At 66.5% G+C, this 24,172-nt stretch carries 26 protein-coding genes and 3 tRNA genes; 23 read left to right on the plus strand and 6 right to left on the minus strand.

What is annotated here, in order from left to right; genetic code table 11:
• Positions 1-6 precede the first annotated feature (6 nt).
• The 8 genes from ASC70_RS12985 to ASC70_RS13020 all read left to right on the plus strand — a co-directional run bounded on the left by ASC70_RS12985 (position 7) and on the right by ASC70_RS13020 (position 5,439).
• Positions 7-537 carry a ubiquinol-cytochrome C chaperone family protein gene (locus tag ASC70_RS12985; RefSeq protein ID WP_056050718.1) on the plus strand — a complete coding sequence of 177 codons (531 nt, stop codon included), beginning with the start codon at positions 7-9 and terminating at the stop codon, positions 535-537.
• The gene (locus ASC70_RS12990) at positions 522-1,064 is read left to right on the plus strand and encodes a DUF177 domain-containing protein (protein WP_056050720.1); all 543 of its coding nucleotides are present in this window, start codon (positions 522-524) and stop codon (positions 1,062-1,064) included. The genes ASC70_RS12985 and ASC70_RS12990 overlap by 16 nt, the downstream gene beginning before the upstream one ends.
• Positions 1,065-1,159: 95 nt before the next feature.
• Positions 1,160-2,242: a phosphate acyltransferase PlsX gene (plsX, locus tag ASC70_RS12995; RefSeq protein ID WP_082539705.1), complete on the plus strand. Its 1,083-nt coding sequence runs from the start codon at positions 1,160-1,162 to the stop codon at positions 2,240-2,242.
• Positions 2,239-3,216: a beta-ketoacyl-ACP synthase III gene (locus tag ASC70_RS13000; protein ID WP_056050723.1), complete on the plus strand. Its 978-nt coding sequence runs from the start codon at positions 2,239-2,241 to the stop codon at positions 3,214-3,216. Before plsX ends, ASC70_RS13000 begins: the two co-directional genes overlap by 4 nt.
• A gap of 199 nt (positions 3,217-3,415) precedes the next feature.
• Positions 3,416-3,718 carry an integration host factor subunit alpha gene (locus ASC70_RS13005; protein ID WP_004623639.1) on the plus strand — a complete coding sequence of 101 codons (303 nt, stop codon included), beginning with the start codon at positions 3,416-3,418 and terminating at the stop codon, positions 3,716-3,718.
• A gap of 11 nt (positions 3,719-3,729) precedes the next feature.
• Entirely contained in the window at positions 3,730-4,158 is a 429-nt protein-coding gene (locus ASC70_RS13010; RefSeq protein ID WP_056050726.1) for a MerR family transcriptional regulator, read from the plus strand.
• Positions 4,159-4,221: 63 nt separating this feature from the next.
• Positions 4,222-4,298 (plus strand) — tRNA-Pro (locus tag ASC70_RS13015).
• 154 nt (positions 4,299-4,452) lie between these two features.
• Entirely contained in the window at positions 4,453-5,439 is a 987-nt protein-coding gene (locus ASC70_RS13020; RefSeq protein ID WP_056050728.1) for a hypothetical protein, read from the plus strand.
• A gap of 4 nt (positions 5,440-5,443) precedes the next feature.
• Here ASC70_RS13020 and ASC70_RS13025 read toward each other — a convergent pair whose 3' ends face one another.
• Positions 5,444-5,665 (minus strand): DUF2842 domain-containing protein, encoded by a 222-nt coding sequence (locus ASC70_RS13025; RefSeq protein ID WP_056050730.1) that lies wholly within the window; start codon positions 5,663-5,665, stop codon positions 5,444-5,446.
• On the minus strand, positions 5,662-5,913 hold the full coding sequence (locus tag ASC70_RS13030; RefSeq protein WP_047406156.1) for a GlsB/YeaQ/YmgE family stress response membrane protein: 252 nt from the start codon (positions 5,911-5,913) through the stop codon (positions 5,662-5,664). Before ASC70_RS13030 ends, ASC70_RS13025 begins: the two co-directional genes overlap by 4 nt.
• Positions 5,914-6,058: 145 nt before the next feature.
• On the opposite strand from ASC70_RS13030, the gene ASC70_RS13035 reads away from it, so the two are divergent.
• Both ASC70_RS13035 and ASC70_RS13040 read left to right on the plus strand, forming a co-directional pair.
• Positions 6,059-7,090 (plus strand): COX15/CtaA family protein, encoded by a 1,032-nt coding sequence (locus tag ASC70_RS13035; RefSeq protein ID WP_056050732.1) that lies wholly within the window; start codon positions 6,059-6,061, stop codon positions 7,088-7,090.
• A gap of 82 nt (positions 7,091-7,172) precedes the next feature.
• Positions 7,173-8,708 (plus strand): alkaline phosphatase, encoded by a 1,536-nt coding sequence (locus ASC70_RS13040; protein WP_056050733.1) that lies wholly within the window; start codon positions 7,173-7,175, stop codon positions 8,706-8,708.
• Positions 8,709-8,724: 16 nt separating this feature from the next.
• Here ASC70_RS13040 and ASC70_RS13045 read toward each other — a convergent pair whose 3' ends face one another.
• Positions 8,725-10,125 carry an alkaline phosphatase PhoX gene (locus tag ASC70_RS13045; RefSeq protein WP_056050735.1) on the minus strand — a complete coding sequence of 467 codons (1,401 nt, stop codon included), beginning with the start codon at positions 10,123-10,125 and terminating at the stop codon, positions 8,725-8,727.
• Positions 10,126-10,362: 237 nt separating this feature from the next.
• On the opposite strand from ASC70_RS13045, the gene rplM reads away from it, so the two are divergent.
• From rplM to argC, 3 genes are all read left to right on the plus strand, one after another.
• Positions 10,363-10,836 carry a 50S ribosomal protein L13 gene (gene rplM, locus ASC70_RS13050; RefSeq protein WP_047406152.1) on the plus strand — a complete coding sequence of 158 codons (474 nt, stop codon included), beginning with the start codon at positions 10,363-10,365 and terminating at the stop codon, positions 10,834-10,836.
• A 3-nt stretch (positions 10,837-10,839) separates the two neighbouring features.
• On the plus strand, positions 10,840-11,310 hold the full coding sequence (gene rpsI, locus ASC70_RS13055; RefSeq protein WP_052196706.1) for a 30S ribosomal protein S9: 471 nt from the start codon (positions 10,840-10,842) through the stop codon (positions 11,308-11,310).
• A 94-nt stretch (positions 11,311-11,404) separates the two neighbouring features.
• Positions 11,405-12,358 carry an N-acetyl-gamma-glutamyl-phosphate reductase gene (gene argC / locus ASC70_RS13060; RefSeq protein WP_056050737.1) on the plus strand — a complete coding sequence of 318 codons (954 nt, stop codon included), beginning with the start codon at positions 11,405-11,407 and terminating at the stop codon, positions 12,356-12,358.
• A gap of 10 nt (positions 12,359-12,368) precedes the next feature.
• On the opposite strand, the gene ASC70_RS13065 is transcribed toward argC, so the two are convergent.
• Both ASC70_RS13065 and soxR read right to left on the minus strand, forming a co-directional pair.
• Complete coding sequence (locus ASC70_RS13065) at positions 12,369-13,004, minus strand: DUF1287 domain-containing protein (protein ID WP_056050739.1); 636 nt, start codon at positions 13,002-13,004, stop codon at positions 12,369-12,371.
• A gap of 61 nt (positions 13,005-13,065) precedes the next feature.
• Complete coding sequence (gene soxR, locus ASC70_RS13070) at positions 13,066-13,524, minus strand: redox-sensitive transcriptional activator SoxR (RefSeq protein WP_056050741.1); 459 nt, start codon at positions 13,522-13,524, stop codon at positions 13,066-13,068.
• A 73-nt stretch (positions 13,525-13,597) separates the two neighbouring features.
• On the opposite strand from soxR, the gene ASC70_RS13075 reads away from it, so the two are divergent.
• Positions 13,598-13,948, plus strand: a complete 351-nt coding sequence (locus ASC70_RS13075) for a putative quinol monooxygenase (RefSeq protein ID WP_056050743.1) — start codon at positions 13,598-13,600, stop codon at positions 13,946-13,948.
• A 19-nt stretch (positions 13,949-13,967) separates the two neighbouring features.
• On the opposite strand, the gene phaC is transcribed toward ASC70_RS13075, so the two are convergent.
• On the minus strand, positions 13,968-15,974 hold the full coding sequence (phaC, locus tag ASC70_RS13080; RefSeq protein WP_162247216.1) for a class I poly(R)-hydroxyalkanoic acid synthase: 2,007 nt from the start codon (positions 15,972-15,974) through the stop codon (positions 13,968-13,970).
• Between the two features lie 90 nt (positions 15,975-16,064).
• On the opposite strand from phaC, the gene ASC70_RS13085 reads away from it, so the two are divergent.
• The 9 genes from ASC70_RS13085 (at position 16,065) to cspD (ending at position 24,171) form a co-directional block, all read left to right on the plus strand.
• Positions 16,065-16,505: a hypothetical protein gene (locus ASC70_RS13085; RefSeq protein ID WP_047406137.1), complete on the plus strand. Its 441-nt coding sequence runs from the start codon at positions 16,065-16,067 to the stop codon at positions 16,503-16,505.
• 112 nt (positions 16,506-16,617) lie between these two features.
• Positions 16,618-17,838: an LL-diaminopimelate aminotransferase gene (locus ASC70_RS13090; protein ID WP_047406135.1), complete on the plus strand. Its 1,221-nt coding sequence runs from the start codon at positions 16,618-16,620 to the stop codon at positions 17,836-17,838.
• Positions 17,839-17,875: 37 nt separating this feature from the next.
• Positions 17,876-19,165, plus strand: coding sequence for a homoserine dehydrogenase (locus ASC70_RS13095; RefSeq protein ID WP_056050745.1), 1,290 nt, complete (start codon positions 17,876-17,878; stop codon positions 19,163-19,165).
• A 78-nt stretch (positions 19,166-19,243) separates the two neighbouring features.
• Complete coding sequence (glpX, locus tag ASC70_RS13100; RefSeq protein WP_047406129.1) at positions 19,244-20,197, plus strand: class II fructose-bisphosphatase; 954 nt, start codon at positions 19,244-19,246, stop codon at positions 20,195-20,197.
• Positions 20,198-20,259: 62 nt separating this feature from the next.
• The gene (locus ASC70_RS13105) at positions 20,260-21,234 is read left to right on the plus strand and encodes a class 1 fructose-bisphosphatase (protein ID WP_056050747.1); all 975 of its coding nucleotides are present in this window, start codon (positions 20,260-20,262) and stop codon (positions 21,232-21,234) included.
• A 71-nt stretch (positions 21,235-21,305) separates the two neighbouring features.
• Positions 21,306-23,123 (plus strand): single-stranded-DNA-specific exonuclease RecJ, encoded by a 1,818-nt coding sequence (recJ, locus tag ASC70_RS13110; protein ID WP_056050749.1) that lies wholly within the window; start codon positions 21,306-21,308, stop codon positions 23,121-23,123.
• Between the two features lie 91 nt (positions 23,124-23,214).
• Positions 23,215-23,289 (plus strand) — tRNA-Glu (locus ASC70_RS13115).
• Between the two features lie 44 nt (positions 23,290-23,333).
• A tRNA-Glu gene (locus tag ASC70_RS13120) sits at positions 23,334-23,408 on the plus strand.
• A gap of 172 nt (positions 23,409-23,580) precedes the next feature.
• On the plus strand, positions 23,581-24,171 hold the full coding sequence (cspD, locus tag ASC70_RS13125) for a stationary phase survival cold shock domain protein CspD (protein WP_056050750.1): 591 nt from the start codon (positions 23,581-23,583) through the stop codon (positions 24,169-24,171).
• Position 24,172 lies beyond the last annotated feature (1 nt).

Raw genomic sequence — 24,172 nt, forward strand, 5'->3', positions numbered from 1 at the left:
CGTTTCATGTTTCTGGACAGGTTGCTCAAGCCCAGGCCCGCCAAGGCGGCGGGGGCCAAGCTGTATGCTTCGGCGGTCGGGCAGGCGCGGTCCGCGGCCTTTTATCGTGATTTCGGCGTTCGCGACTCGATGGAAGGCCGGTTCGAGCTGTTCAGCCTGCACGTGATCTTTCTGATCGAACGGCTGAAGGGGGAGGGCGACGCGGCGGCCGAGACCTCGCAGACGGTTTTCGACTCGTATGTGAAGGGACTGGACGACGCCTTCCGCGAGATCGGCGTGGCCGACACGGCAGTCGGCAAGAAGATGAAGAAGCTGGCCGGCGCCTTCTATGGCCGTCTGAAGACCTATGATGACGCGCTCGCGACCCTGCCGGACACCGCGGCCGTTACCGATTTTCTGGCTCGCACCGCGTTCGAGGAGCGCGGGGAGGGCGACGTGACGGCCTTGAGCGCCTATCTGATCAAGACGCGCGCGTCGCTGGCGGAACAGCCGCTGGAGGCCCTGCTGCAAGGAGACGTGACTTGGCCGAACCCGTGACCGCCCCTTGGCCCTGCGAGATCCCGCTGGCCCAGGTCGACCGCGGCGCCGTGAAGCTGCGCCTGGAGCCGACAGCCGAGCAGCGCAAGGCTATCGCCAAGCAGCTGAACCTCGTCAGCCTGGAAGAGTTCAGCGCCGAGGTGTTCCTGGTCTCGTGGCTGGACGGGGCCGAGGTCTCGGGCTTGCTGCGCGCGCGCATCGTTCAGACCTGCAGCGCTACCGCCGACGACTTCGAAACCCCGATCGACGCTCGCTTCGACCTGCGGGTGCTTCCCGCTAATAGCAAGAACGCGCCGCAGGACGAGGACAGCGGCGACCTGGGCGTGGATCCGGACGCCGACGATCCGCCGGACGTGCTGGACGGTGATAAGATCGACGTCTCTGGCTATGTCCTCGAGCACTTGGCGCTGGAACTGGATCCGTTCCCCCGCAAGCCGGGCGCGGTGTTCGTCCAGCCGCCGGAGCCGGTCGAGCTTTCCCCGTTTTCGGCGCTGAAGAGCCTTAAATTGAAGGACGAGGAGGGCTAGAGCCTCCGACTCGACCGCTTGCGTGATATTCACGCGGATGTATCGTCCGCCGCCTTGAGGGCGGCGTGACCGCCTGCCGGAGCTCACTGCCCCACGTGTCCCAATCCGTAGTCATCTCCGTCGACGCCATGGGCGGCGACCACGGCCCCTCCATCGTCGTGCCAGGTGTCGCCCAGGTGGCCCAGGCCATGCCCGGAGTGCGGTTTTTGCTGCATGGGGACGGCGAGAAGATCCTGGCTGAACTGGCCAAGCATCCCGCCGCCAAGGCCGTCAGCGAGGTCCGCCACAGCGACAAGGCCATCGGGATGGACGAGAAGCCCGCCCAGGCCATGCGCCGGGGCAAGGGTTCCAGCATGTGGAACGCCATCGAGACGCTCCGCGACGGCCAGGCCCAGGCCTGCGTCTCGGCCGGCAACACGGGCGCTCTGATGGCCATCTCCAAGCTGATCCTGCGTATGGGCGCGGACCTGGAGCGCCCGGCCATCGTCGCCAACTGGCCCAACATGAAGGGCGTGACCACGGTTCTGGACGTCGGCGCCAATGTCGAGAGCGACGCGGCCCAACTCGTCGAGTTCGCGATCATGGGCGCGGCCTTCCACCACGCCGTGCACGGCGCCAAGCGTCCGACCGTGGGCCTGTTGAACGTCGGTTCCGAAGATCAGAAGGGCCACGAGGAGGTCCGTGAGGCGCACGCCATTCTGCGCGAGGCCAAGCTTGATTTCGACTACCACGGCTTCGTCGAGGGCAACGACATCGCGTACGGCACGGTCGACGTGGTCGTTACCGACGGCTTCACCGGGAATGTCGCGTTGAAGACCGCCGAGGGCCTGGCGCGGTTTTTCTCGAATGAGATCAAGATCACCCTGACCTCGGGGCCGATGGCCATGTTGGGCGCCTTGATCGCCTCGGGCGCGCTGAAAAAGATGCGCCAGCGCCTGGACCCGAGCCGGGTGAACGGGGCCCCGCTGTTGGGCCTGAATGGTATTGTGGTGAAAAGCCATGGCGGCGCGGACGCGGGCGGCTTCGCCTCGGCGATCCGGGTCGCGACAGACCTGGCGCGCAGCGATTTCCGCGCCGAGATCGACAGAAATCTGAAACGCCTGACCGCTGTCGCGGCTACGGACGCGCCCGTCGATGGGCAAGGTCCTGGCGTGGATGCCCAGGGAGCGGCCGAGTGAGCGTAACCCGCAGCGTAGTGACCGGCGTCGGCGCGTATCTGCCGCCCAAGGTCGTGACCAATGACGACCTAGCCAAGTTCGTGGACACCAGCGACGAATGGATCGTCGAGCGCACGGGGATCCGCCAGCGTCATCAGGCCGCCGATGACCAGCCGGTCTCGGACCTCGCCGCCGAGGCCGCCAAGGAAGCCCTCGCCGCCGCCGGCAAGACGGCCGCCGACGTCGACCTGATCATCGTGGCCACCACCACGGCCGACCTGACCTTCCCGGCTGTCGCCACCATCGTCCAACGCAAGCTGGGCGCGCCGGTCGGCATCGCCTTCGACGTCCAGGCCGTCTGCTCGGGCTTCGTCTACGCCCTGAGCGTCGCCGACGGCTTCGTGGCGCGTGGTCATGCCAAGTGCGCCCTGGTCATCGGCGCCGAGACCATGACCCGCCTGATGGACTGGAGCGACCGCGGCACCTGTGTGCTGTTCGGCGACGGCGCTGGCGCGATCGTGCTGGAGCCCCAGGAAGGCGAGGGGACCACGGCCGATCGCGGCATGTTGGGCTTCGCGCTGCGCGCTGACGGGACCAAGCAGGATCTGCTCTATGTGGACGGCGGCGTCTCGACCACCGGCACGGTCGGCAAGTTGCGGATGCTGGGAAACCAGGTCTTCAAGCACGCCGTGATCAACATATCCGAGGCTATTCACGCCGCCTCCGCCAATGCCGGCGTCGAGGTCGCGGACGTCGACTGGTTCATCCCGCACCAGGCCAATCAGCGCATTCTGGCGGGCGTGGCCCATCGCTGCGGCATCGACGAGGAGAAGGTGATCTCGACGGTCGCTATCCACGCCAACACCTCGGCGGCCTCGATCCCGCTGGCTTTCGCCCATGGGGTCAAGGACGGGCGCATCAAGCCGGGCGATCTGCTGCTGCTGGAAGCCATGGGCGGCGGCCTGACCTGGGGGGCCTGCGTCCTGCGCCTTTAGGGTGCAGCTTGCGCGCCCTTGTCGGCGGGCATGAACTCATGACGTTGAGCCTTTGACTTCATGTGATAATCACGGCATGAGGTCGTCGGTGAATCTGGGTGCGGCCGGTCGAGGGCGGCCGCGAAAAGCCCGAGTTCGCCGCGAGTGCTCCATCAGAGGCTGCCTGTCGGGCCGCCAAGATACGCGTGAAGGGGGTTGCATGAAGGGCGCTACTTTGACCCGAGCCGACCTGTGCGAGGCGGTTCATGAAGAAGTTGGATTGACCCGTCAGGACTGCGCCGGCCTTGTCGAGCGCACCCTGGATCTCGTGGCCGAGGCGCTCGAAGAGGGCGAGACGGTCAAGCTTTCGGGCTTCGGGGTTTTCCAAGTCCGTTCAAAACGGGCCCGCATGGGCCGCAATCCCAAGACCGGCGAGCCGGCGGAAATCGAGCCCCGTCGGGTGATCGGCTTCCGCGCCTCGCAGGTCATGAAGGCGCGAATCGACCGCGCCTTGGGCGACTAGGGATTCATGCGGTGGCGAAGGGGCCGAACGCCTTCCGCACGATCTCAGAGGCCGCGGAGGAGCTTGGCGTGCCTCAGCACGTCCTGCGCTTCTGGGAAACCAAGTTCTCTTTCATTCGCCCGATGAAGCGGGCCGGCGGGCGGCGGTTCTATCGCCCGCAAGACGTGGCCGTGCTGAACGGCGTCCGCACCCTGCTGCACAGCGAGGGCCTGACCATCAAGGGCGTGCAGAAACTGCACCGCGACCATGGCCTGGCCCAGGTGATCGCCGCGGGCATCGGCTCGAACGGTTCGGCTCGTCTGGATCCCGACATCGACTACGACGCGTCCGAGGCGCGGAGCCGGCGCTTGGCCGGCGAAGCGCGCGATCGTTTGGCCTTCGCGCTGGATGATCTGACCGCCATCAAATCGCGTTTGGACGGTCTTCTGACCCGCGGTTGATTTGGTCTGAAATCGGTGTTGCCCAAGGCCGGGGCGGCCCCTATAAGGGCGCTCCTTCCGCGTCGGAGCGTGGCGCAGCCTGGTAGCGCACTTGACTGGGGGTCAAGGGGTCGCAGGTTCGAATCCTGTCGCTCCGACCATTTCCTTCGGGAGATAGCGGAAGCTGGAAAGGGTCGCCGAAAGGCGGCCCTTTTTCGTTTGCAGAAACGACCATTTCACATTTGACTGTCGTGTCAAAATAAAATTAACCAATTAGGGCAGAGGGTTAGCTCGAGCTTACGGCGGAGACCGGGCATGAGCAGGATGTTCCTGAGTGGCGTTCTAGCTTCGACCTTGTTGATCGCCGGCTGCGGCACGACGCCTTACAGTATCGGCACGGCTCCCAGCAGCGCGAGCCTGGCGCACTACCAGAGCGGCCGGCCAACCCTGATTTCACGCTCCGGAGCAGGGGTGATCGAACTCACGCCCGTGGCCTCGGAATTCCAGGATCGCATCGTCCTGGCGGTGACGGCGATCAATACGGGCGCTACGCCCATCAACTTCGGGTACGAGAATATCGGGGCGATCTACGAGGACGGCGGGGCCGCGAACCTAGTTCCGATTCCGGCCTTGCAGCGCGAGGCCAGGGAGCATTTCCGGATCGGAGCCGCGGCGTCGAACAGGGCGATTTCCGCGACCTTCTACGGGATCGACGCGGAGGCGATCATCGATTCGTATGGCCGCACCGCCGCGCCCGAATCCTTGGGCCTCCTGCGGACCACGACAATCGATCCCCGACACATGGCGACCGGCTTGATCGTGCTGGAAAAGCCCTGGCTGAATGATCGAATCCGCACCTTGACGATCAATGTCGAGTTCGGCGGGGCGGGGCATGCCTTTCGGCTGGCGATCGCGCGACGCGGGGTGTTGCTGCCCCTGGGCGGCGTGGCCGCCGCGGCCCGGTTCGACACGGCCGAGGGTCTTCAAACGTTGCCTTCGATCGCGCCCTTCCCGGCACGTCAGGCTTCCCACCCGCTCACTACGGCGCCGCGAAAAGCGCCGGTTCAGGTGGCGCGGCTAAGCGCCTCCGTACCCCAGACCCGCCGGCAAGCCCCCGTTCAAGCCTTTCGGCAGGCGTCGCCGCGTCCCGCCGCGCGAACCGCCACGGTTTATATGCCTCAGACGGCGAAGCCAGCGCTGGTCGTGAAGCAAGCGCTCCAGACCTCGCGACCGGTTCAGCGCCAGGCGGTGCGGTTCGATCCCTATGCTCGGCCGGAAGCCCAGTCTGGGGTCATCGATTGAGGCGCTAGAGCCGCTTGTCGGCCTTGCCCATCCACGACAGCAGCGGAATCAACGGCAGGCCCCAACCCAGGCCGAACACCACGAAATAGGCGAGATGGATGAAGCGGTTTTGCGGCAGGCGGTCGTAGAGGCTGGTGAAGGCCCAGACGTAGGCGGCCAGGAACACCAGGATCCCGATCGAGCCGATCAATTTACGCAGGCGGGCCGGGATGAGAGGAGCGCTCACGCGGTTCTCCGAAAGAGGCCGAGCACGGCCAGGAACAGGATCGCGCCCACACTGGAGACGACCAGTTCGCCGGCGAAGCCGGGCAGATGAAGGTCGATGCGCGAGGCGATGAACGCTCCGATGAACGAGCCGATCACGCCGATCAAGAGCTTGATGAACAGCGAATGGCGGCGGCCCAGCACCAGATCGGCGATCCAGCCGGCCAGGATGCCTATCACCGCCGCCGCGAAAACGCCCATGCCGCTCATTGTCCTTCTCCGCCCCGAGAGCCTGGTTTCTCGCACGAAGCAGAGGCGCCGTCATGCGGGTCGACAGAGACATTGATGCGCGCAAGCGTCGGGCGTAGGGAAGTCACGCCGCATTTCGGCCCAGAAGTGACGCTTTTCCGACCCTATGACGTCTTTCCTGCGTTCCGACCGTTCGCGCGCCGTCGCGATTTGGCTTTTCATCGTCGCCGCCATGGTGTTCGCCATGGTCGTGGTCGGTGGGGCGACCCGTCTGACGGACTCGGGTCTCTCGATCACCCAGTGGAAACCGATCATGGGCGCGCTGCCGCCGATGTCGGAACAGGCCTGGCGTGAGAGTTTCGAGCTCTACAAGAAGATCCCCCAGTATCAGCTGGTGAACCCCGACATGACCCTGGAGGGGTACAAGGGCATCTTCTGGTGGGAATGGGCCCATCGCCTGCTCGGGCGCACGGTGGGCGTGGTGTTCGCCATTCCGTTCGTGGTCTTCCTGATCCGCCGCGACATCCCGCGCCGCCTGATCTGGCGCTGCGCGGTGATGTTGGGCCTGGGCGGCCTGCAAGGTCTCGTCGGCTGGTGGATGGTGTCGAGCGGGCTGTCCGAGCGGGTCTCGGTCGCGCCCGAGCGGCTGATGTTGCATCTGGGCCTGGCCCTGGCCCTGTTCGTCGTCCTGATCTGGACGGCGCTGGACGCCTGGAGCGGGTCGCCCCGCGTCGAGGAGCGCTCGGCCTGGCGTGGCTGGGCGCTGGCGTTCCTGGGCGCGGTGTTCTTCCAGAGCCTCCTGGGCGCGCTGGTGGCCGGCAATGACGCCGGTCTCGTCTACAACGATTGGCCGCTGATGAATGGCCATCTGTTCCCGGCGGACTATGTCGGCCACGGCTTCTGGGGCACGCTGGCTCACAGCCAGGGCGCGGTCCAGCTGCATCACCGCTTGATGGCCTACGCCCTGTTCGTCGGTGGGGTCGTCATCGGCGCCGTCGCCCAGCGCGACCGACCGCTTGCCGCCGGCAGCAAGGCCGTCGCGCTCGGGGTGGCGGTCGTCGTCGCCCTTCAGGCGGGTCTCGGGATCTGGACTCTGATGACCAGCGTACCGATCGCCCTGGGGGTGCTGCACCAGGCGGGGGCAGCTGTGCTGCTGGCCACGGCCACCGTCTTCGCCTGGCGCGTGCGCCGCCCCTGATTTTCCGAGGACTGCAACACAAGGCCGGAACAACTGTCACACGCCGGGCGCAAATCGAGCCGATTCCTCATGGAGCTTGGCCTTGATCCGCCCTCTCGTTCTCGCCCTCGTCGCGTCCGTCGCCGTTCCCGTGCTCGCCCTGGCCCAAACCCCGCCCTCGGTCAGCGCCGCCGATCCCTACTACAAAGCCGGCGAGGCGGCCCTGGCGCGGCAGCTGGCGGTCGTCCCCAATACCGGCAAAGCCAAGAACGTCATCCTGTTCCTGGGCGACGGCATGGGCATTTCGACGGTCACGGCCGGCCGCATCTATGACGGCCAGCTGAAGGGCGTCGATGGCGAGTCGAATTCGCTGGCCTTCGAGACGCTGTCCTACGCGGCGCTCTCCAAGACCTACAGCCACGACACCCAGGTCACCGACAGCGCCGCCGGCATCACGGCGATCATGACCGGCGTGAAGACGCGCAACAAGATCATCGGCCTGACCGGCGCGGCGATCGGCGAGAAGTGCGAAACCGAGACCGGTAATCGCGTCGAGACCCTGGCCGAACTGGCCAAGGCCAAGGGGCTGGCGGCCGGGGTCGTCACCACCACCCGCGTCACCCACGCCACGCCAGCCGGGGCCTATGCCCACACCGCCTATCGCGACTGGGAAGGCGACGGCGACATGCCGGTCGAGGCCCTGCAAGCCGGCTGCAAGGACATCGCCCGCCAGTTGGTCGAGACGCCGGACGCCCTGCGCCTGGACGTCGTCATGGGCGGCGGCCGTTCGCGCTTCCTACCCGAGGACAAGGACGGCAAGCGCGCCGACGGTCGCGACCTGACCGCCGAGTGGCTGAAGGCCGAGGGCGCGGGCTCGTCCTACGTGACTACGGTCGACCAACTTAAGGCCCTGGCGCCCGACACGCGCCACCTGCTGGGCCTGTTCGCGCCCGAGCACCTGCCATACGAGGTCGAGCGCGCGGTGCTGGGGCAGGGCGTGCCGACCCTGGCCGAGATGGCGACGAGCGCCGTCGACGTGCTGTCCAAGAACCCGAACGGCTACTTCCTGCTGGTCGAGGGCGGCAAGATCGACATGGGTAGCCACCTGGGTAACGCCAAGCGCACGCTGAGCGAGACGGTCGAGTTCTCCAAGGCGATCGCCGCCGTGCTGGCCAAGGTCGATCTGAAGGGTACTCTCGTCGTCGTCACCGCCGACCACAGCCATGGCCTGGTGATCTCGGGCTACGCGCCGCGCAACGCCCCGATCCTGGGCGTGGCGGGCAACGAGGGCGAGCCCGCCGTCGCGGGTGACGGCAAGGCCTATACGACGCTGATGTTCGCCACTGGCCCCGGCGGCCCGCTGGGCAACGACACCCGCGCGGATCCGGCCAAGGAGGATATGGACGATATCGATTACCACCAGCAAGCGGCCGTGAACCTGCCCAGCGCCGCCCACGCGGGCGAGGATGTCGGCATCTTCGCCGACGGTCCCCAGGCCTATCTGCTGCGAGGCGTGGTCGAGGAGAGCTACATCTTCCAGGTCATGCGCCACGCCTTCGGCTTCGATGGCTCGATGCCGGCTTCGGCCGCCGCCGCGCCGACCGAAGCGCCCAAGGCCAAGAAGAAGCGCTTCTGGTGATCGCTTAGATCTGCCGTCAGGCCCTGACGGTAGACCATGGCCCCGTGATCGCCAGGGTGATCCCGGGGTTCTGGATATTGACGAACATCGTGCCGCCGTCGGGCGAGAAGCAGGCGCCGGCGAACTCGGAATTGCCGGCGAAGACGTTGCGCCCCAGGGCATAGACCTTGCCCTGGGGCGTCACGCCACGCAGGTGGTTGCGCAGCGTGTCCGAATAGCGGTCCTCGCAGACGATCACGTGGCCCCACGGGGCGACCACCAAGTTGTCGGCATAGTCCAGCACGCGATCGTTCTGGCTTTCCACGAACAGCTGCAGCTTGCCCGGCAGGTCCTTCTCGCCGGCCTGACCCTCGGCGTCCGAAGGAACGTAGCGGAAGATCTGTCCCGAGCCGGCCGCGCCGCCGGCCGTGCAGGCGAAGTAGAGCTCGCCCTGGCCGAAGAACACGCCTTCGCCCCGGCAGAAGACCGCCGCGCCCTTGGCGAAGCCGCGCCGACGCAGATCGTCGTAAGGATTGTCGACGCCATCCAGATCGATCCAGCGCACGGTCTTCCAGGCGCCACGCGGGAAGGTCTTTTCCTCCTGGTTGCGGGTGTCGCCACCTTCGGGCGCATCGACCAGGCCCAAGGCTTGCAGGCGACCGCCAGCGGTCAGGTTGCGACGGTCGTTGGGCAGGAACCGGTAGAAGAGGCCGTCGGCCACGTCCTCGGTCATATAGACCACGCCCGTACGCGGATCGATGCAGGCGGCCTCGTGCTTGAAGCGGCCCAGCGCCGTCAAGGCGATCGGCTGGACCAGGCCGACATGGGCGCTGGGCACCTCGAAGACATAGCCGTGGCTCTTACCGACCTCCAGCCCCGATTCCAGCGTCGTTTCCTCGCAGGTCAGCCAGGATCCCCAGGGCGTGACGCCGCCGGCGCAGTTGACGATGGTGCCGGCCAGGCTGAGGTGCTGACGCTCGGTCTGACGGGTCTTCAGGTTGAAGAGCTGGGTCGTCGTGCCACCGGGCAGGGGCCGCTCGCCGTTGTGGAAGTCCCAGACCTTGGCGCGATCGATGCGATCGACCAGGTGGCCAGAGAGACCGAAGGCGCCGTTGTGCAGATCGCTGACCGACAGTTCGTGGTTGCGCACCAGCAGCACGCGGTCGGCGTCGACAGGAAAGCAGCCCATGCCGTCGGCCTTGCCAGGCACCAGGAAGCCGTCGCTCATCGTCTCGCCAGCCTGGGCGATGACCTGGTAGCGAAAGCCGGCCGGCAGATCGAGCATGCCCTTGGGGTCTTCGACCAGCGGGCCATAGCCCTCGACCTCGTTCAGATAGGTCTCGGCCTCGACCACCTCGTCCTGGGCGCGAGCCGAGAAGGCGTTGAAGGCCAGGCTGGTGGCGGCGGCGCCAAGGAAGCTTCTGCGGGAAAAGGACATGGATCGCGCCCGTGCATGAGGTGACTGCTCGGGCTATGCCCGCCATTGATGACGGTTCGAACAAGGTGTTGCGGTATTATAATACCGTATGCCATATCACATTGTATTATATAGCTTTTGTAAGTTTCTCGGCTCGCTGTTGTTGACAGTCCGCGAACCCTCCTGTACCTGCCGCGCCTCACACGGACGAAGCCGGCTTTCTCGGGTTCGGACGCCTAGAAATTACGGATCAATCCCATGCAAAAGACCACGGCTTCCCTGAAGCCCGCCGAGGTCGAGAAGAAGTGGATCGTGGTCGACGCCCAGGACGCCGTTGTCGGTCGTCTGGCGACGTTCATCGCCATGCGTCTTCGCGGCAAGCACCGTCCTGACTACACCCCGCACGTCGACTGCGGCGACTTCGTCGTCGTGATCAACGCCGACAAGGTGAAGTTCACCGGCAAGAAGCTGGACGACAAGGTCTACTATCGCCACACCGGTCACCCGGGCGGCGTCAAGTCGACCACTCCGCGCAAGGTTCTGGGCGGCAAGTTCCCGGAACGCGTCCTGGAAAAGGCCGTCGAGCGCATGCTGCCGAAGGAAAGCCCGCTTGCTCGCAAGCAGCTGACCCACCTGCTCATCTACAACAACGGCGAGCACCCGCACCAAGCGCAAAGCCCGGAAGTCGTCGACTTCGCGGCGCGCAACGCCAAGAACACCCGGAGCATCTAAGCCATGACCGACGCACAAGGCTTTGACGCGCTGGCCAGCCTGTCCAGCAACCCGGTGGCCGCTTCGGTGGAACCCCAGATCGACGCCCAAGGCCGCGCCTACGCGACCGGCAAGCGTAAGAACGCGATCGCTCGCGTCTGGATCAAGCCGGGCAAGGGTTCGATCACCATCAACGGCCGGGACCAGGAAGTTTACTTCGCCCGTCCGGTGCTGCGCATGATGATCGCCCAGCCCCTGGAAGTGACCGAGCGCCTCGGTCAGTTCGACGTCGTCGTGACCGTGGAAGGCTCGGGCCTCTCGGGCCAAGCCGGCGCCATCCGTCACGGCCTGTCCAAGGCCCTGACCCTTTACGAGCCCGGCCTGCGCCCGGTCCTGAAGCCGCACGGCTTCCTGACCCGCGACAGCCGCGTGGTCGAGCGTAAGAAGTACGGCAAGGCCAAGGCCCGTCGTAGCTTCCAGTTCTCGAAGCGCTAAACGCGGCTCGCACGCGTTTGGAAGAGGGCGCTTCGGTTATCCGAAGCGCCCTTTTTCTTGTCCATTCCATCTCTTGTCTGGATCGGAGTCCGCCATGGCGAACGCCCCCAAGGTCTTCATCGACGGCGAAGCTGGCACGACCGGCCTGCAGATCCGCGAGCGGCTGACTGACCGCACCGACCTGCAGCTGGTCTCGATCGATCCCGACAAGCGCAAGGACGCCGCCGCCCGCGCCGAGATGCTGAATGGCGCCGACGCCGTGATCCTGTGCCTGCCCGATGAGGCGGCCAAGGAAGCCGTGTCGCTGGTGACCAACCCCGACACCGTGATCATCGACGCCTCGACCGCCTATCGCACCGCCGAGGGCTGGGCCTATGGCTTCGCCGAACTCGATAGCGAGCAACGGGGCAAGATCGCCGCGTCCAAGCGCATCTCCAATCCGGGCTGCTATCCGACCGGCGCCATCGCCCTGACGCGGCCGCTGGTCTCGGCCGGCATCCTGCCGCCGGAGCTGCCGGTCTCGTACAACGCCGTCTCGGGCTATAGCGGCGGCGGCAAGGCGATGATCGCCGAGTTCGAGGACGAGGGCGCCGCCAACCACACCAAGGTCCCGTATCGCATCTACGGGCTGTCGATGAGCCACAAGCACGTGCCGGAGATGCAGAAGCACGGCGGCCTGCTGAACCGGCCGATCTTCATGCCGGCCGTGGGCCGTTATCTCCAGGGCATGATCGTCGAGATGCCGCTGTACTTCTCGACCCTGAACGGCGCGCCGTCGCTGGGCGACATCCACGCCGCGCTCTGCAAGCACTACAAGGGCGAGAAGTTCGTCGAGGTCGCCTCGCTGGAGGAGGCCAAGGGTCTGTCGACCCTGGATCCCGAGGGCCTGAACGGCACCAATCGTCTGAAGCTGTTCGTGTTCGGCTCGGACACCAGCGGCCAGGCGCGCCTGGTGGCCTTGCTCGACAACCTGGGCAAGGGCGCGTCGGGCGCGGCGGTTCAGAATCTGAACATCGCCCTAGGCCTGAAGGAAGACGCGGGCCTGTAGTCCTCGGCGTCTACACCCGCCAGCGGTAGTGGCCGGCGGGTTTGTGCAGCTTGAACATCCACAGTGGCTCCTCGCGGACGCCGTCGCCGATGTTGTGCGCCACGCGCGCATGCTGCGGGCCGTCGACCACCACGCCCAAGTGTGGACGGCCGCCGGCGGCCAGCCGCCAGGTCAATACGTCGCCGGGCTGGGGCGCCTCGAAGCCGTCGCCGCCGAACGGCCCCGAGCCGGCGATGGTCAGCCTGGCGTCCTGGCGCGCGAGGAACGTCTCCAGATTCAACACCCGCCGATGGTCGATATTGGCGTCCGGCGCGGTCAGACCCCACGCCCGGCGCGAGGGATAGGCCTCGAAGGCGCGGACCATGTCTTCATGCACACGCTTTTGCAGGTCGATGTTCCAGGCGTCACGGGCGGCGCGGATCAACACGTCCGAGCAGACGCCACGGGTGCGCAGCACGTCGCCGTTCGGATAGCCGATCGACCGGTAGCTGGGATCGTAATCGACCGTGACCCCGATCTGCGCGCGGGCGGCGGCGGCCAGCTTGGCGCCCGCGTTCGGGATCAAGGCATGGCTGAGCCCGCCGCGCACCAGGAACGGCGTGGCGGCGAACATTCCCAAAGCTGTCCGACGGTCGAGCGTAAGCATGGCGCGGAAGCTTAACCGCGATCCTGGCGACTTTTGGGCGAACGCGGGTCTTTGCGCGATCTTAGTTGTCTTCAACCTCCAGAAGACGTGGGCCGGAGCCGCCAGCGCCTAGGGCGTCTCCCGGATTGCGGAGTGGGCAGGCGGTCAGCGACAGGCATCCGCAGCCGATGCAATCGCCCAACTGATCGCGCAACTGGGAGAGGCGGCGAATGCGGACATCCAGCTCGTCGCGCCAGCTGGTGGAAAGTGTCTTCCAGTCGTCGGCGCTGGGTGCGCGGTCGTCGGGCAGGGCGGCCAACGCTTCGCGAATTTCAGAGAGAGGCATGCCGGTGCGTTGAGCCACCTTGATCACCGCCACACGCCGCAGCACGCCGCGTGGATAGCGCCGCTGGTTGCCATCGGTGCGCAGGCTGCGGATCAGTCCCTTGGCCTCGTAAAAATGTAAGGCGGAAACGGCGACGCCACTACGCTTGGCGACTTCGCCGATGCTCAGTGTCGGAGGCGAAGAGGATTTCGACATGGGCGCTTGACCTCAACTATGGTTGAGGTTTTACAGGAGAGGCTCCTCAACAGGCAACCGCCCAGGAGCTTTCATGACCCTCGCCGCTCAAGACCAAGTCGCTGACGCCGTCCAGTCGGCCAAGCCGGCGCTCAGCATCAGCGTCATCCGGATCAAGCCAGGCCACTTCGAAGAGTTCATGGCCCTTCAGATCGCGCATCTGGAGCGTATCCGCGGCACGGTTCCGGGCGTGCGCGGCGGTCGGTTGTTCAAGTCGTCCGAGAAAAATACGATCGTCTTCGTGTCGGCCTTCGAGACGGCGGAGGACAGCGAGCGATTCCGGCAAGACCCGCGGTTCCGCGAGCACCTGATCCGCGCCGGCGCGCTGATCGAGAGCAACGAAGCCTTGTCGGTCGAGCTGGCTTACGAGATCGGTGTGATCTGACGCGGGAGACGTCGCGGCCTCAGGGCTGCGACTTCACCATCACGAAGCTGCCCGGCGCGTCCTCGAGCGGCTTTAAGGGTCCCTTGATTGGATCGCGAGCCGGAATTTGGCTGCCCGAACGCGCCCTCAGCCACGCGGCCCAATGCGGCCACCAGGAGCCGGGATGCTCCTCCGCGCTCGCAATCCAGTCGCCGACGTCGCCGGGCAAGCCGTCGTTGGTCCAGTGCTGGTACTTCTTGGCGTCCGGGTGATTGATCACCCCGGCGATGTGGCCGGAGCCAGCCATGGTGAAGGTCACCGGTCCGCCGAAGGCCTTGGCCCCGCGATAGACGCTGCGGAACGGCGCGATGTGGTCGTCCTTGGACGACTGGACATAGATCGGGGTTTTCACCTTCGACAGGTCCAGTTGCTCGCCGCCCAGGCTGAGCTTACCCGTGGTCAGAGCGTTATCCTTGTAGAAGTTGCGCAGATAGAACAGGTGCAACGACTTGGGCATCCGCGTCTGATCGGCGTTCCAGAACAGCAGGTCGAAGGGGCGGGGCTCCTTGCCCATCAAATAGTTGCTGACGAAGAACGACCAGATCAGGTCATTGCCGCGCAGCGCATTGAACGTGTCGGCCATCGACTGGCTGGGCAGGAAGCCGCCAGCGGCGTCCATCTGCTGTTCGATCGACTGCAGCCATTCCTCGTTGGTGAACAGCAAGAGGTCGCCGGCCTCGGCGAAGTCCTGCTGCGCGGCGAAGAAGGTGGCCGAGTTGATCCGCTTGTCGCCGCGCGCCGCCATGTGGGCCAGGGCGACGGACAACAGCGTGCCGCCAATGCAGTAGCCGACCGTGTTGACCCTATCGACGCCGCACTGGGTCATGACCTGCTGCGTCGCGTCGTAGATGCCCTCGAACATGTAGTCCTCGAAGGTCTTGGCCGCGAGATTCTGGTCCGGATTGACCCAGGAGGCGACGAACACCGTGAAGCCCTGGCCGGTCAGCCAGCGGATCATCGAGTTCTCGGGGCGCAGGTCCAGGATGTAGAACTTGTTGATCCACGGCGGGAAGATCAGCAGCGGGATCTCGTTGACCGTCTCGGTGGTCGGATTGAACTGCAGCAGCTGCAGGATGTCGTTCTGGTAGACGACCTTGCCCGGAGCTGTGGCGACATTCTCCCCGACCTTGAACTTGGCCAGGTCTGTTTGGCTGATCGCCAATTGGCCGCCGCCACGATCGAGGTCGGCCGCGAAGTTCTCCATGCCGCGCACCAGGCTCTGGCCTTGTGTCTGCACCACTTCGCGCAGGGCGGCGGGGTTGGAGATCAGGAAGTTCGACGGCGAAAACGCGTCGGTCAGCATCTTGGTGAAGAACTCGACCCGCCGCTTGCTGGCCGGATCGACGCCGTCGACCTCGGCGATCAGGCCGTTCAGCCAGTTCGACGACAGCAGATAGGACTGCTTCATCAGGTCGAACATCGGGTTGGACGCCCAGTCGGGATCGTTGAAACGCTTGTCGCCGGCGGCCGGCGCGACGACGGGGGAGACCTCTTCGCCGGCGGCGCGACGGGCGGTCGTTTGCCAAAGGTCCATGTACTGGCTGAAGAGATCGGCCTGGGCCCGCATCAGTCGGTCGGGCTGGGCCGCCAAGCGGGACATCACCTCGTTCAGGGCCGGGGCGACGTGGAAAGGATCAGGGCTAAGGGCCGCCGGGCGGTCGGCCTGGCGCAGGGCGGCCTCGGCGATCGCGCCCTGGGCGGTCACCGCGGCGCGCGCCAGGTTGGCCGACAGGGTCTCGACCATCTTCAGCTGGTCGGGCGAGAGCACGGTCTCGAACGGCGGGAAGGGCGGCGCGCCAGGGTTGGCGCCTCCGGACGCTTGCGGCCCTGGAGGCGGAGCGGCCGATTCGGCTTTGGGCGGTGGCGCGCCCTCCGACTTGGTCTTGGACTTCGCGGCCTTGGACCCGGCCTTGGCCTTGGGTTCGGTTGTCTCGACCTTGGGAGCGGCTTTCTTCTTAGGCTTTGAAGCCGCCTTCGCCGTGGCCATGAGGTTTCCTCCGCTTGTCCAGGGGCAGTTCGCGAAAAGCGGCGCCGAACGCCTTTCACTCGCCGCGATCATCGCATAAGACCAGAACCAATGAACGGCGAAACCCGCAAAATCGTACGTATCGCTCTAACCGTCGGCCTCGCCGCCGGCGCGGCCGCATGCGTCGCCAGCCCGTTCACGACGGCCAAGGTCGATCCCAGCTCGCCCGTCGCCGCCTCGGCGACCGCCGCGGCCAAGACCAAGGCCTCCTACCGCAAGTTTTCGGACATTCCGGCGATTCCGACCGACGTCCCGACCGCCGACCAGATCCGCGCGGCCGTCGTCAAGCAACAGGTCGCCGGTGAGGCTCTGACCAAGGCCGTCGCTCCGGGCACTTGGGAGCTGAAGGACACCGAGGCCTACGCCTCGAAGGCGCGTCGCGAGGTCAAGCCGCCGGCCTTCGAAGCGCCGACCGACGCCGATCGCGCCGCCACTGAAGCCTTCGCGCGCGCAGCCCGCGGCCGAGCTAGCGCGCCTCCGTCCCAGCCCTGACAGGGCGACGGAGGCATAATCTTCCTTGAACCGGCTTGGCTCGCCCCCGCTTGGGGTCTATCCATGCCCGACTTTCCGCTCCCAAAGCGCCGAAGCGGCGCATAGAGCCCTCATGAGCACCGATTTCCACCGCATCCGCCGTCTGCCGCCGTACGTCTTCGAAGAGGTCAACAAGATCAAGGCGCGCCTCCGCGCCGAGGGGACCGACATCATCGACTTCGGCATGGGCAATCCGGACATGCCCACGCCACAGCACATCGTCGACAAGCTGATCGAGACGGCGCGCGATCCCAAGGCGGGGCGTTACTCCGCCTCGAAGGGCATCCCTGGCCTGCGCAAGGCGATGGCCAACTATTACGGCCGCCGCTTCGGCGTGAAGCTGAACCCCGACACCGAGGTGATCGCCACCCTCGGATCCAAGGAAGGCTTCGCCAACCTGGCCCAGGCCCTGACCGGTCCGGGCGACGTGATCATCTGCCCGAACCCGGCCTATCCGATCCACGCCTTCGGCTTCATCATGGCCGGCGGCATCATCCGCCACGTGCCGGCTCTCTCGCCGGAAGAGTACCTGTCCAATATCAGCCGCGCGGTGAAACACTCGGTGCCGCCGCCCAGCGTGCTGATCCTGTCCTATCCGTCGAATCCGACCGCCCAGTGGGTCGACCTGGACTTTTACAAGGACGCGGTCGCTCTGGCGAAGAAGCACGACCTGCTGGTCATCAGCGACGTGGCCTACGGCGAGATCTATTTCGACAACAACCCGCCGCCGTCGATCCTGCAGGTCGAGGGCGCAAAGGACATCGCCGTCGAGGTCAACTCGCTGTCGAAGACCTACGCCATGGCCGGCTGGCGCGTCGGCATGGTGGTCGGCAACGCCCGCATCTGCGCGGCCCTGGCGCGCGTGAAGTCGTACCTGGACTACGGGGCCTATACGCCGGTGCAGGTCGCGGCCGCCGCGGCGCTGAACGGTCCGCAGGACTGCGTCGACGAGATCCGCGGCATCTACAAGAGCCGGCGCGACACCCTGATCAAATCGATGAAGGGCGCGGGTTGGGACATCCCCAATCCGCCGGCCTCGATGTTCGCTTGGGCCAAGATCCCCGAACAGTACCGCGAGGCCGGCTCGATGCTGTTCTCGCGTCTGCTGATCGAGGAAGCCGGCGTCGCCGTCGCTCCGGGCATCGGCTTCGGCGAATATGGCGAGGGCTATGTCCGGATCGGCCTAGTCGAGAACGAGCACCGCATCCGCCAGGCGGCGCGCAACGTGAAGAAATTCATCGCCAACGCCGACACCATCCTGGCCAAGGCCCACAACACGATGGAACAGGCCTGAACAGGGCTCGTCCGGACGGCGTAACGAGGATTCGAAGATGACGAACAAGACCTGGCGCGTCGGCGTCGCGGGCCTGGGCACCGTGGGCGGCGGCCTCCTGCAGTTCCTGGCCGAGCGCCCGGGCTTCGCGCCTGCTGGCGATCGCGCCGTGGTCACCGCCGTCTCGGCCCGCTCCAAGTCGCGGCCGCGCACGGTCGACATTTCCAATCTCGCCTGGTTCGACGATCCGGTGGCGCTGGCCGCCTCGCCGGACGTCGACATCTTCGTCGAACTGGTCGGCGGCTCGGACGGTCCGGCCAAGGCCGCCGTCGAGACAGCTTTGAAGGCCGGCAAACCGGTGGTCACGGCCAACAAGGCGCTGATCGCCGAGCACGGCGCCGAGCTGGCCGCCCTGGCGGAAGCTAATGGCGCGCCGCTGCTGTTCGAGGCCGCGGTGATGGGCGGCGTGCCCGCCGTGAAGATGATGCGCGAAGCCCTGGTCGGCGACGACATCGTCTCTGTGGCCGGCATCCTCAACGGCACCTGCAACTTCATCCTCTCGGAGATGGAGAAGACCGGTCGCTCGTTCGCCGACGTGCTGCGCGAGGCCCAGGGGCTGGGCTATGCCGAGGCCGATCCGACCATGGACGTCGGCGGTTTCGACGCCGGCCACAAGATCAGCATCCTGGCCGCCTTGGCCTTCGGCTGCGCCCCCAACTTCGCGGCCGCCGAGATCGAGGGCATCAGCGACGTCGAACTGCTCGACATCAAGCTGGCCAAGGACCTGGGCTATCGCATCAAGCTGGTGGCCAGCGCCGCCAAGACCGATGACGGCGTCGCGGTGAAGGTGCATCCGTCGCTGATTCCGCTCGAGCATCCCCTGGCCCAGGCGGGCGGGGCGCTGAACGCGCTGTTCATCGAGGGCAAGCGGATCGGCCGGATCTTCGTCCAGGGACCTGGCGCCGGCGCGGGCCCCACCGCCGCCGCCGTGGCCGCCGACATCGCCGACGTGATGACCCAGGCCGTGCGCCCGGTGTTCCAGGCCCCGGCCGGTGATCTGGCCTCGTTCACGCCGATCGATCCGGCTCGCGCGGTGGGCAAGGCCTATCTGCGCGTCATGGTCCAGGACCAACCGGGCGTGATCGCCGCCATCTCCGAAACCCTGGCCGAATGCGGTGTTTCGATCGACAGCTTTCTGCAAAAGCCCGTCGAAGGCGCGGGGGGCGTGCCGATCGTGCTCGTTACCCATGCGACGCCAGAATCGAACCTCCTGGACGCGATTAGCCGCATCGAAAAGCTGCAGACCGTGCTAGAGCGTCCCCGCCTTCTGCGCGTCGCGCGCATCTAAACGACCCGCCGAAAAGGCGGGCGCCGAAGGCGACATTGGGAACAAGGCCTCCTTTTCCGGGGAGGCCGGGAGAGACGGATGAGTTCGAACACCCTGGACCGCTCGCTGGTCCTGGACGCGGTTCGCGTGACCGAAGCCGCCGCGATCGCGTCGTGGACGATGCTGGGACGCGGCGACGAAATGGCCGCCGACCAGGCCGCCGTCGATGCGATGCGCAACGCCTTGAACGAGCTGAACATCGACGGCGAAATCGTCATCGGTGAAGGCGAGCGCGACGAGGCGCCGATGCTCTATATCGGCGAGAAGGTCGGCACCGGGAAGGGCCCCAAGGTCGATATCGCCCTCGATCCGCTGGAAGGCACCACTCTGGCGGCCAAGTCGCAGCCCAACGCCCTGACCGTGATGGCCTGGGCCCCAAAGGGCACGCTGTTGAACGCGCCCGACACCTACATGGACAAGATCGCCTGCGGCCCCGGCCTGCCGGCGGGCGTCATCGATCTCGACAAATCGCCGGCCGAGAACATCAGGGCCCTGGCCGAGGCCAAGGGCGTCGCGCCGACCGAGATCACGGTCTGCGTGCTGGATCGGCCGCGCCACGCCGAGATCATCGCCAATGTCCGCGCCGCCGGCGCGCGCATCCATCTGATCACCGACGGCGATGTGGCCGGCGTGATCAACACCACTGATCCGTCGACCGGCATCGACCTCTATCTGGGCTCGGGCGGCGCGCCGGAGGGCGTGCTGGCCTGCGCGGCCCTGAAATGCGTCGGCGGCCAGTTCCAAGGGCGCCTGCTGTTCCGCAACGGCGACGAGCGCGCCCGCGCCGCCAAGTGGGGCATCACCGAGCTCGACAAGAAGTACGACCTGCACGAGATCGTCCGCGATGAGGCGATCTTCGCCGCTACGGGCGTGACTCGTGGCGGCTTGGTGGACGGCGTCGTCTACCGTGATGGCTGCGTCCACACCCACACCCTAGTGATGAACTCCTCGACGGGCACTGTCCGCGAGGTCCGCATGAAGCGGAAGGTCTGAGACCTTCCTGTCACGGCCGTCCTGTAAGGGCGGCCGTTCCGCTTTCTGGTTTTGAGGTTCCCATGACTTCCTTTGTCGACTTGGCCGCATGGCTCGCGGCGGAGCCGGCGGACGCCGCCCTCAAGGAGGTCGTCCAGACGATCGCGGCGACCTGCGCCCAGATCAGCCGCGTCGTCGCCTCCGGCGCCTTGTCGGGCAGCCTGGGCGCGGCCGGCAGCACCAACGTCCAGGACGAGGAGCAAAAGAAGCTCGACGTCATCACCAACGACATGCTGAGCGAGGCCCTGAAGGGCTGCGCGCCTGTCGCCGGACTGGCCTCGGAAGAGCTGGAAGAGATCGAGCCTACCGGCCGCGTCGGCGGCTATCTGGTGACCTTCGACCCGCTGGACGGCTCCAGCAACATCGACGTCAATGTCTCGGTCGGCACCATCTTCTCGGTGCTTCCGGCGCCGGCCGACCATGCGCCGGCGGAGGCCGACTTCCTGCAGCCGGGCGGCAACCAGGTCGCCGCCGGCTACGCGGTCTATGGCCCGCAGACCATGCTGGTCCTGACGCTGTCGAACGGCGTCAACGCCTTCACGCTCGACGCCGAGGGCCAATGGCTGCTGACTCATCCATCGCTCAGCGTGAAGGCCGACACGGCCGAGTTCGCGATCAACATGTCGAACCAGCGCCACTGGGCTGAGCCGGTGCGCCGCTATATCGACGGCTGCCTGAGCGGCAAGGATGGTCCGCGGGCCAAGAACTTCAACATGCGCTGGATCGCCTCGATGGTGGCCGACGTCCATCGGATCATGATGCGCGGCGGGATCTTCCTGTATCCGTGGGACGCTCGCGAGCCCGAAAAGCCCGGCAAGCTGCGCCTGATGTACGAGGCCAACCCGATGGCTCTCGTTGTCGAACGGGCCGGCGGCAAGGCCACCGACGGTGTCACGCGCATCCTCGACATCAAGCCGACCAAGCTGCATCAGCGCGTGCCGGTGGTGCTGGGCTCGGCCAACGAGGTCGAGGCCGTGCGGACGGAAATGAACGCCTAGCGCCTCCTCACGTCCGGGACTGTCGCCGCCGCGTCGTAGAGCGAATCCGTACGAACGAGTAGTCTGCCGCCATGGCCGCTGACGGTGTCTCCAATATCGCCCCCGACGCCTTCCTGGGTGTCGAACGTTCGCTGAGCGGCCGCGCCTGGCGCGAACGCCCGGCGGACCTCGCCGTCGTGCGCGACCTGCAGCAGCGCCACGGGCTGATCGAGCCCCTGGCCCGGGCCCTAGTGTCGCGCGGCGTTTCGCTGGACGGCGCCGAGCATTATCTGCGCCCGACCTTGAAGGCGTTGTTCCCCGACCCCTCCAGTTTCACCGACATGGATCGGGCGGCCGAGATCCTGATCGACGCGCTGGAGCAGGGGCGGCCGACCATGGTCTTCGCCGACTATGACGTCGACGGGGCCACCAGCGCCGCCCAGCTGGTGCGCTGGTTCCGGTACATGGGCGTTGAGTTGCCCATCTACATTCCCGATCGCCTGACCGAGGGTTACGGCCCCAGTCCGGCGGCGTTCCGCACCATTCGCGAGGGCGGGGCCGAACTGGTCGTCACCCTCGACTGCGGCGCGGCCGCCTATGACGCCATCGCCAGCGCCGCCGAGATCGGCCTCGAGGTCGTAGTCATCGACCACCACCTGATGCGCGAGGATCCGCCGGCCGCCGCCGCCGTGGTCAATCCCAACCGGCCGGGTTGCCAGAGCGGGCAGGGGGTCTTGGCCGCCGCCGGCGTGACGTTCGTGCTGCTGGCCGCTCTGAACCGCGAAGCGCGTAAACGCGGCCTGTTCACCGACGAGCGTCCGCAGCCGGACCCGCGCCAATGGCTGGACCTCGTCGCTCTCGGCGAGGTCTGCGACGTCACCCAGCTGGTCGGGTTCAACCGCGCCCTGACGGCGCTAGGGCTGCGAACCATGGGGGCGTGGGCCAATCCGGGGCTGAAGGCCCTGTTCGCGGTGGGCAAGGGCTCGGGGGATCCGTCCGTGTTCCACGCCGGCTTCATTCTGGGGCCTCGGATCAACGCCGGCGGCCGCATCGGGCGCTCGGATCTCGGCGCGCGCCTGCTGTCGACCGATGATCCTCTGGAAGCCGCCGCCCTGGCCGAGGAGCTGGATGGCCTCAATACCGAGCGCAAGGCGGTCGAGGCCGCCGTGGTCGAGGAGGCCGCGGCCGTGCTCGAGCGTGGCAACTTCAATACCGACGCGCCAGTGATCGTCGTGGCGGGCGAGGGCTGGCACCCCGGCGTGATCGGCATCGTCGCCGGCCGTCTGCGCGAGCGCTATCGCAAGCCCGTCGTGGTGATCGGCGTCGATCGCGCCGCCAATGTCGGCAAGGGTTCGGGGCGATCGCAGCCGGGCGTGAACCTCGGCAGGGCGATCCAGGCCGCCTTCGAGGCGGGCCTGTTGATGGCCGGCGGTGGTCACGCCATGGCGGCGGGCCTGTCGATCCGTCCTGAGATGATTCCCGAATTCCGCGCCTTCCTGGAGGAGCGGCTGGCCGGCGAGATGGAAGCGGTCGGCGTCGAAGCGGTAGAGATCGACGCCCTGGTCCAGCCGCGCGCGGCGAATCGAGCGCTGTTGGATGACTTCCAGCGCTTGGCCCCGTTCGGCCCGGGCAATCCCGAGCCGATGTTCGCCTTGACCCAGGTGCGCCCCGATCGCGTCTCGGCCCTGAAGGGCGGGCACGTGCGCCTCGACCTCGTCGGGCCCACGGGCGACCGGATCAAGGCCATCAGTTGGCGCAGCGCCGAGACGCCGCTGGGCCAGCGCCTGTTGGCCGGTGGGGGGACTCTGGACGTGGCGGGCAAGCTGAAGCCGGACGACTACATGGGCCGCAACGGCGTCCAGCTGGAGATCGAGGACGCCCACGATCCCAGGGCGCGTTACGCACTCTAGCTGGGCGGCGTAGACGGACTGAAAAAACGGCTTCGAGCGGGTTGCGCACCCCAAACGACGCGGCTATACACCCGCTTCCTCGCGGGGCCGTGGTCCCTTCGTCTATCGGTTAGGACGCCAGATTTTCAATCTGGAGAGAGGGGTTCGACTCCCCTAGGGACTGCCACCCGCGAGGCCATATCTCGACGATGTTCCGCTTCGGCGTGACGTGGTCCCTTCGTCTATCGGTTAGGACGCCAGATTTTCAATCTGGAGAGAGGGGTTCGACTCCCCTAGGGACTGCCATCTTCGGCTGTATTTCAGAATTATTGCCAGAGTGTAGCTGCGGCGAAATGTCGCGGATCGCACCCGCACGTCATTTTGACGTGATTTCGTCATTGACGGCTCTCGTCACGCGAGAACACTGTTCTCGTAGTGCTCGCTCCGATGGGCTGATTGGGCGAGCCAGAGGGGTGGGATGTCTGGTTATGATTTCGAGGACGCTGCGGCGCACGAAGAGTTCGTGCGCATCAGCGGGAGGGTGAAGTGGTTCGACGCCGGCAAGGGTTACGGGTTCATCGTACCGGATGATCCGGGCCAGACCGGGCTGAAGGACGTGCTTCTGCATGTGACATCGCTGCGCAACTGCGGCCGCGAAACCGCCATGGAGGGGGCGGTGATCGTGTGCGACGTGGTGCGGAGACCGAAAGGCTGGCAGGTCAGCGAAGTCGTCGATCTCGACGAAAGTTGCGCGCCCGTGCCGCTCGAGCGGCAAAAGCGAACTTTCGCTGACGGGCCGCCACGCCGCGACCCCCTCAGGGAAGGTCATGGGCGTCACGCCCTGACCCCCGAGGGACCGGCCGAGCATGCCAAGGTCAAGTGGTTCAACCGCACCAAGGGCTACGGCTTCGTGATTCGCGACGCCGAGCCGGGCGACATCTTCGTGCATATCGAGACGCTCCGTCGGGGCGGACTTGAGGACCTGCAGCCGGGCGATGACGTCTTGGTGCGGTTCGCGCGGGGGCCCAAGGGCCTGGTGGTCGCGGAAATCACCGCCGGAGACGTCTGAC

Source organism: Caulobacter sp. Root343 (assembly GCF_001425745.1).
Lineage (GTDB): Bacteria > Pseudomonadota > Alphaproteobacteria > Caulobacterales > Caulobacteraceae > Caulobacter.

Coding starts and splice junctions, on each gene's coding strand:
- ASC70_RS13030 (WP_047406156.1), bottom strand. CDS start 5,913: ATGAGCGGCATGGGCGTTTTCGCGGCGGCGGTGATAGGCATCCTGGCC.
- ASC70_RS13065 (WP_056050739.1), bottom strand. CDS start 13,004: ATGCTTACGCTCGACCGTCGGACAGCTTTGGGAATGTTCGCCGCCACG.
- phaC (WP_162247216.1), bottom strand. CDS start 15,974: ATGGCCACGGCGAAGGCGGCTTCAAAGCCTAAGAAGAAAGCCGCTCCC.
- ASC70_RS13075 (WP_056050743.1), top strand. CDS start 13,598: ATGACCCTCGCCGCTCAAGACCAAGTCGCTGACGCCGTCCAGTCGGCC.
- ASC70_RS13085 (WP_047406137.1), top strand. CDS start 16,065: ATGAACGGCGAAACCCGCAAAATCGTACGTATCGCTCTAACCGTCGGC.
- ASC70_RS13105 (WP_056050747.1), top strand. CDS start 20,260: ATGACTTCCTTTGTCGACTTGGCCGCATGGCTCGCGGCGGAGCCGGCG.
- soxR (WP_056050741.1), bottom strand. CDS start 13,524: ATGTCGAAATCCTCTTCGCCTCCGACACTGAGCATCGGCGAAGTCGCC.
- argC (WP_056050737.1), top strand. CDS start 11,405: ATGGCGAACGCCCCCAAGGTCTTCATCGACGGCGAAGCTGGCACGACC.
- ASC70_RS13035 (WP_056050732.1), top strand. CDS start 6,059: ATGACGTCTTTCCTGCGTTCCGACCGTTCGCGCGCCGTCGCGATTTGG.
- rpsI (WP_052196706.1), top strand. CDS start 10,840: ATGACCGACGCACAAGGCTTTGACGCGCTGGCCAGCCTGTCCAGCAAC.
- rplM (WP_047406152.1), top strand. CDS start 10,363: ATGCAAAAGACCACGGCTTCCCTGAAGCCCGCCGAGGTCGAGAAGAAG.
- ASC70_RS12985 (WP_056050718.1), top strand. CDS start 7: ATGTTTCTGGACAGGTTGCTCAAGCCCAGGCCCGCCAAGGCGGCGGGG.
- ASC70_RS13090 (WP_047406135.1), top strand. CDS start 16,618: ATGAGCACCGATTTCCACCGCATCCGCCGTCTGCCGCCGTACGTCTTC.
- recJ (WP_056050749.1), top strand. CDS start 21,306: ATGGCCGCTGACGGTGTCTCCAATATCGCCCCCGACGCCTTCCTGGGT.
- ASC70_RS13005 (WP_004623639.1), top strand. CDS start 3,416: ATGAAGGGCGCTACTTTGACCCGAGCCGACCTGTGCGAGGCGGTTCAT.
- glpX (WP_047406129.1), top strand. CDS start 19,244: ATGAGTTCGAACACCCTGGACCGCTCGCTGGTCCTGGACGCGGTTCGC.
- ASC70_RS13095 (WP_056050745.1), top strand. CDS start 17,876: ATGACGAACAAGACCTGGCGCGTCGGCGTCGCGGGCCTGGGCACCGTG.
- ASC70_RS13020 (WP_056050728.1), top strand. CDS start 4,453: ATGAGCAGGATGTTCCTGAGTGGCGTTCTAGCTTCGACCTTGTTGATC.
- cspD (WP_056050750.1), top strand. CDS start 23,581: ATGTCTGGTTATGATTTCGAGGACGCTGCGGCGCACGAAGAGTTCGTG.
- ASC70_RS13045 (WP_056050735.1), bottom strand. CDS start 10,125: ATGTCCTTTTCCCGCAGAAGCTTCCTTGGCGCCGCCGCCACCAGCCTG.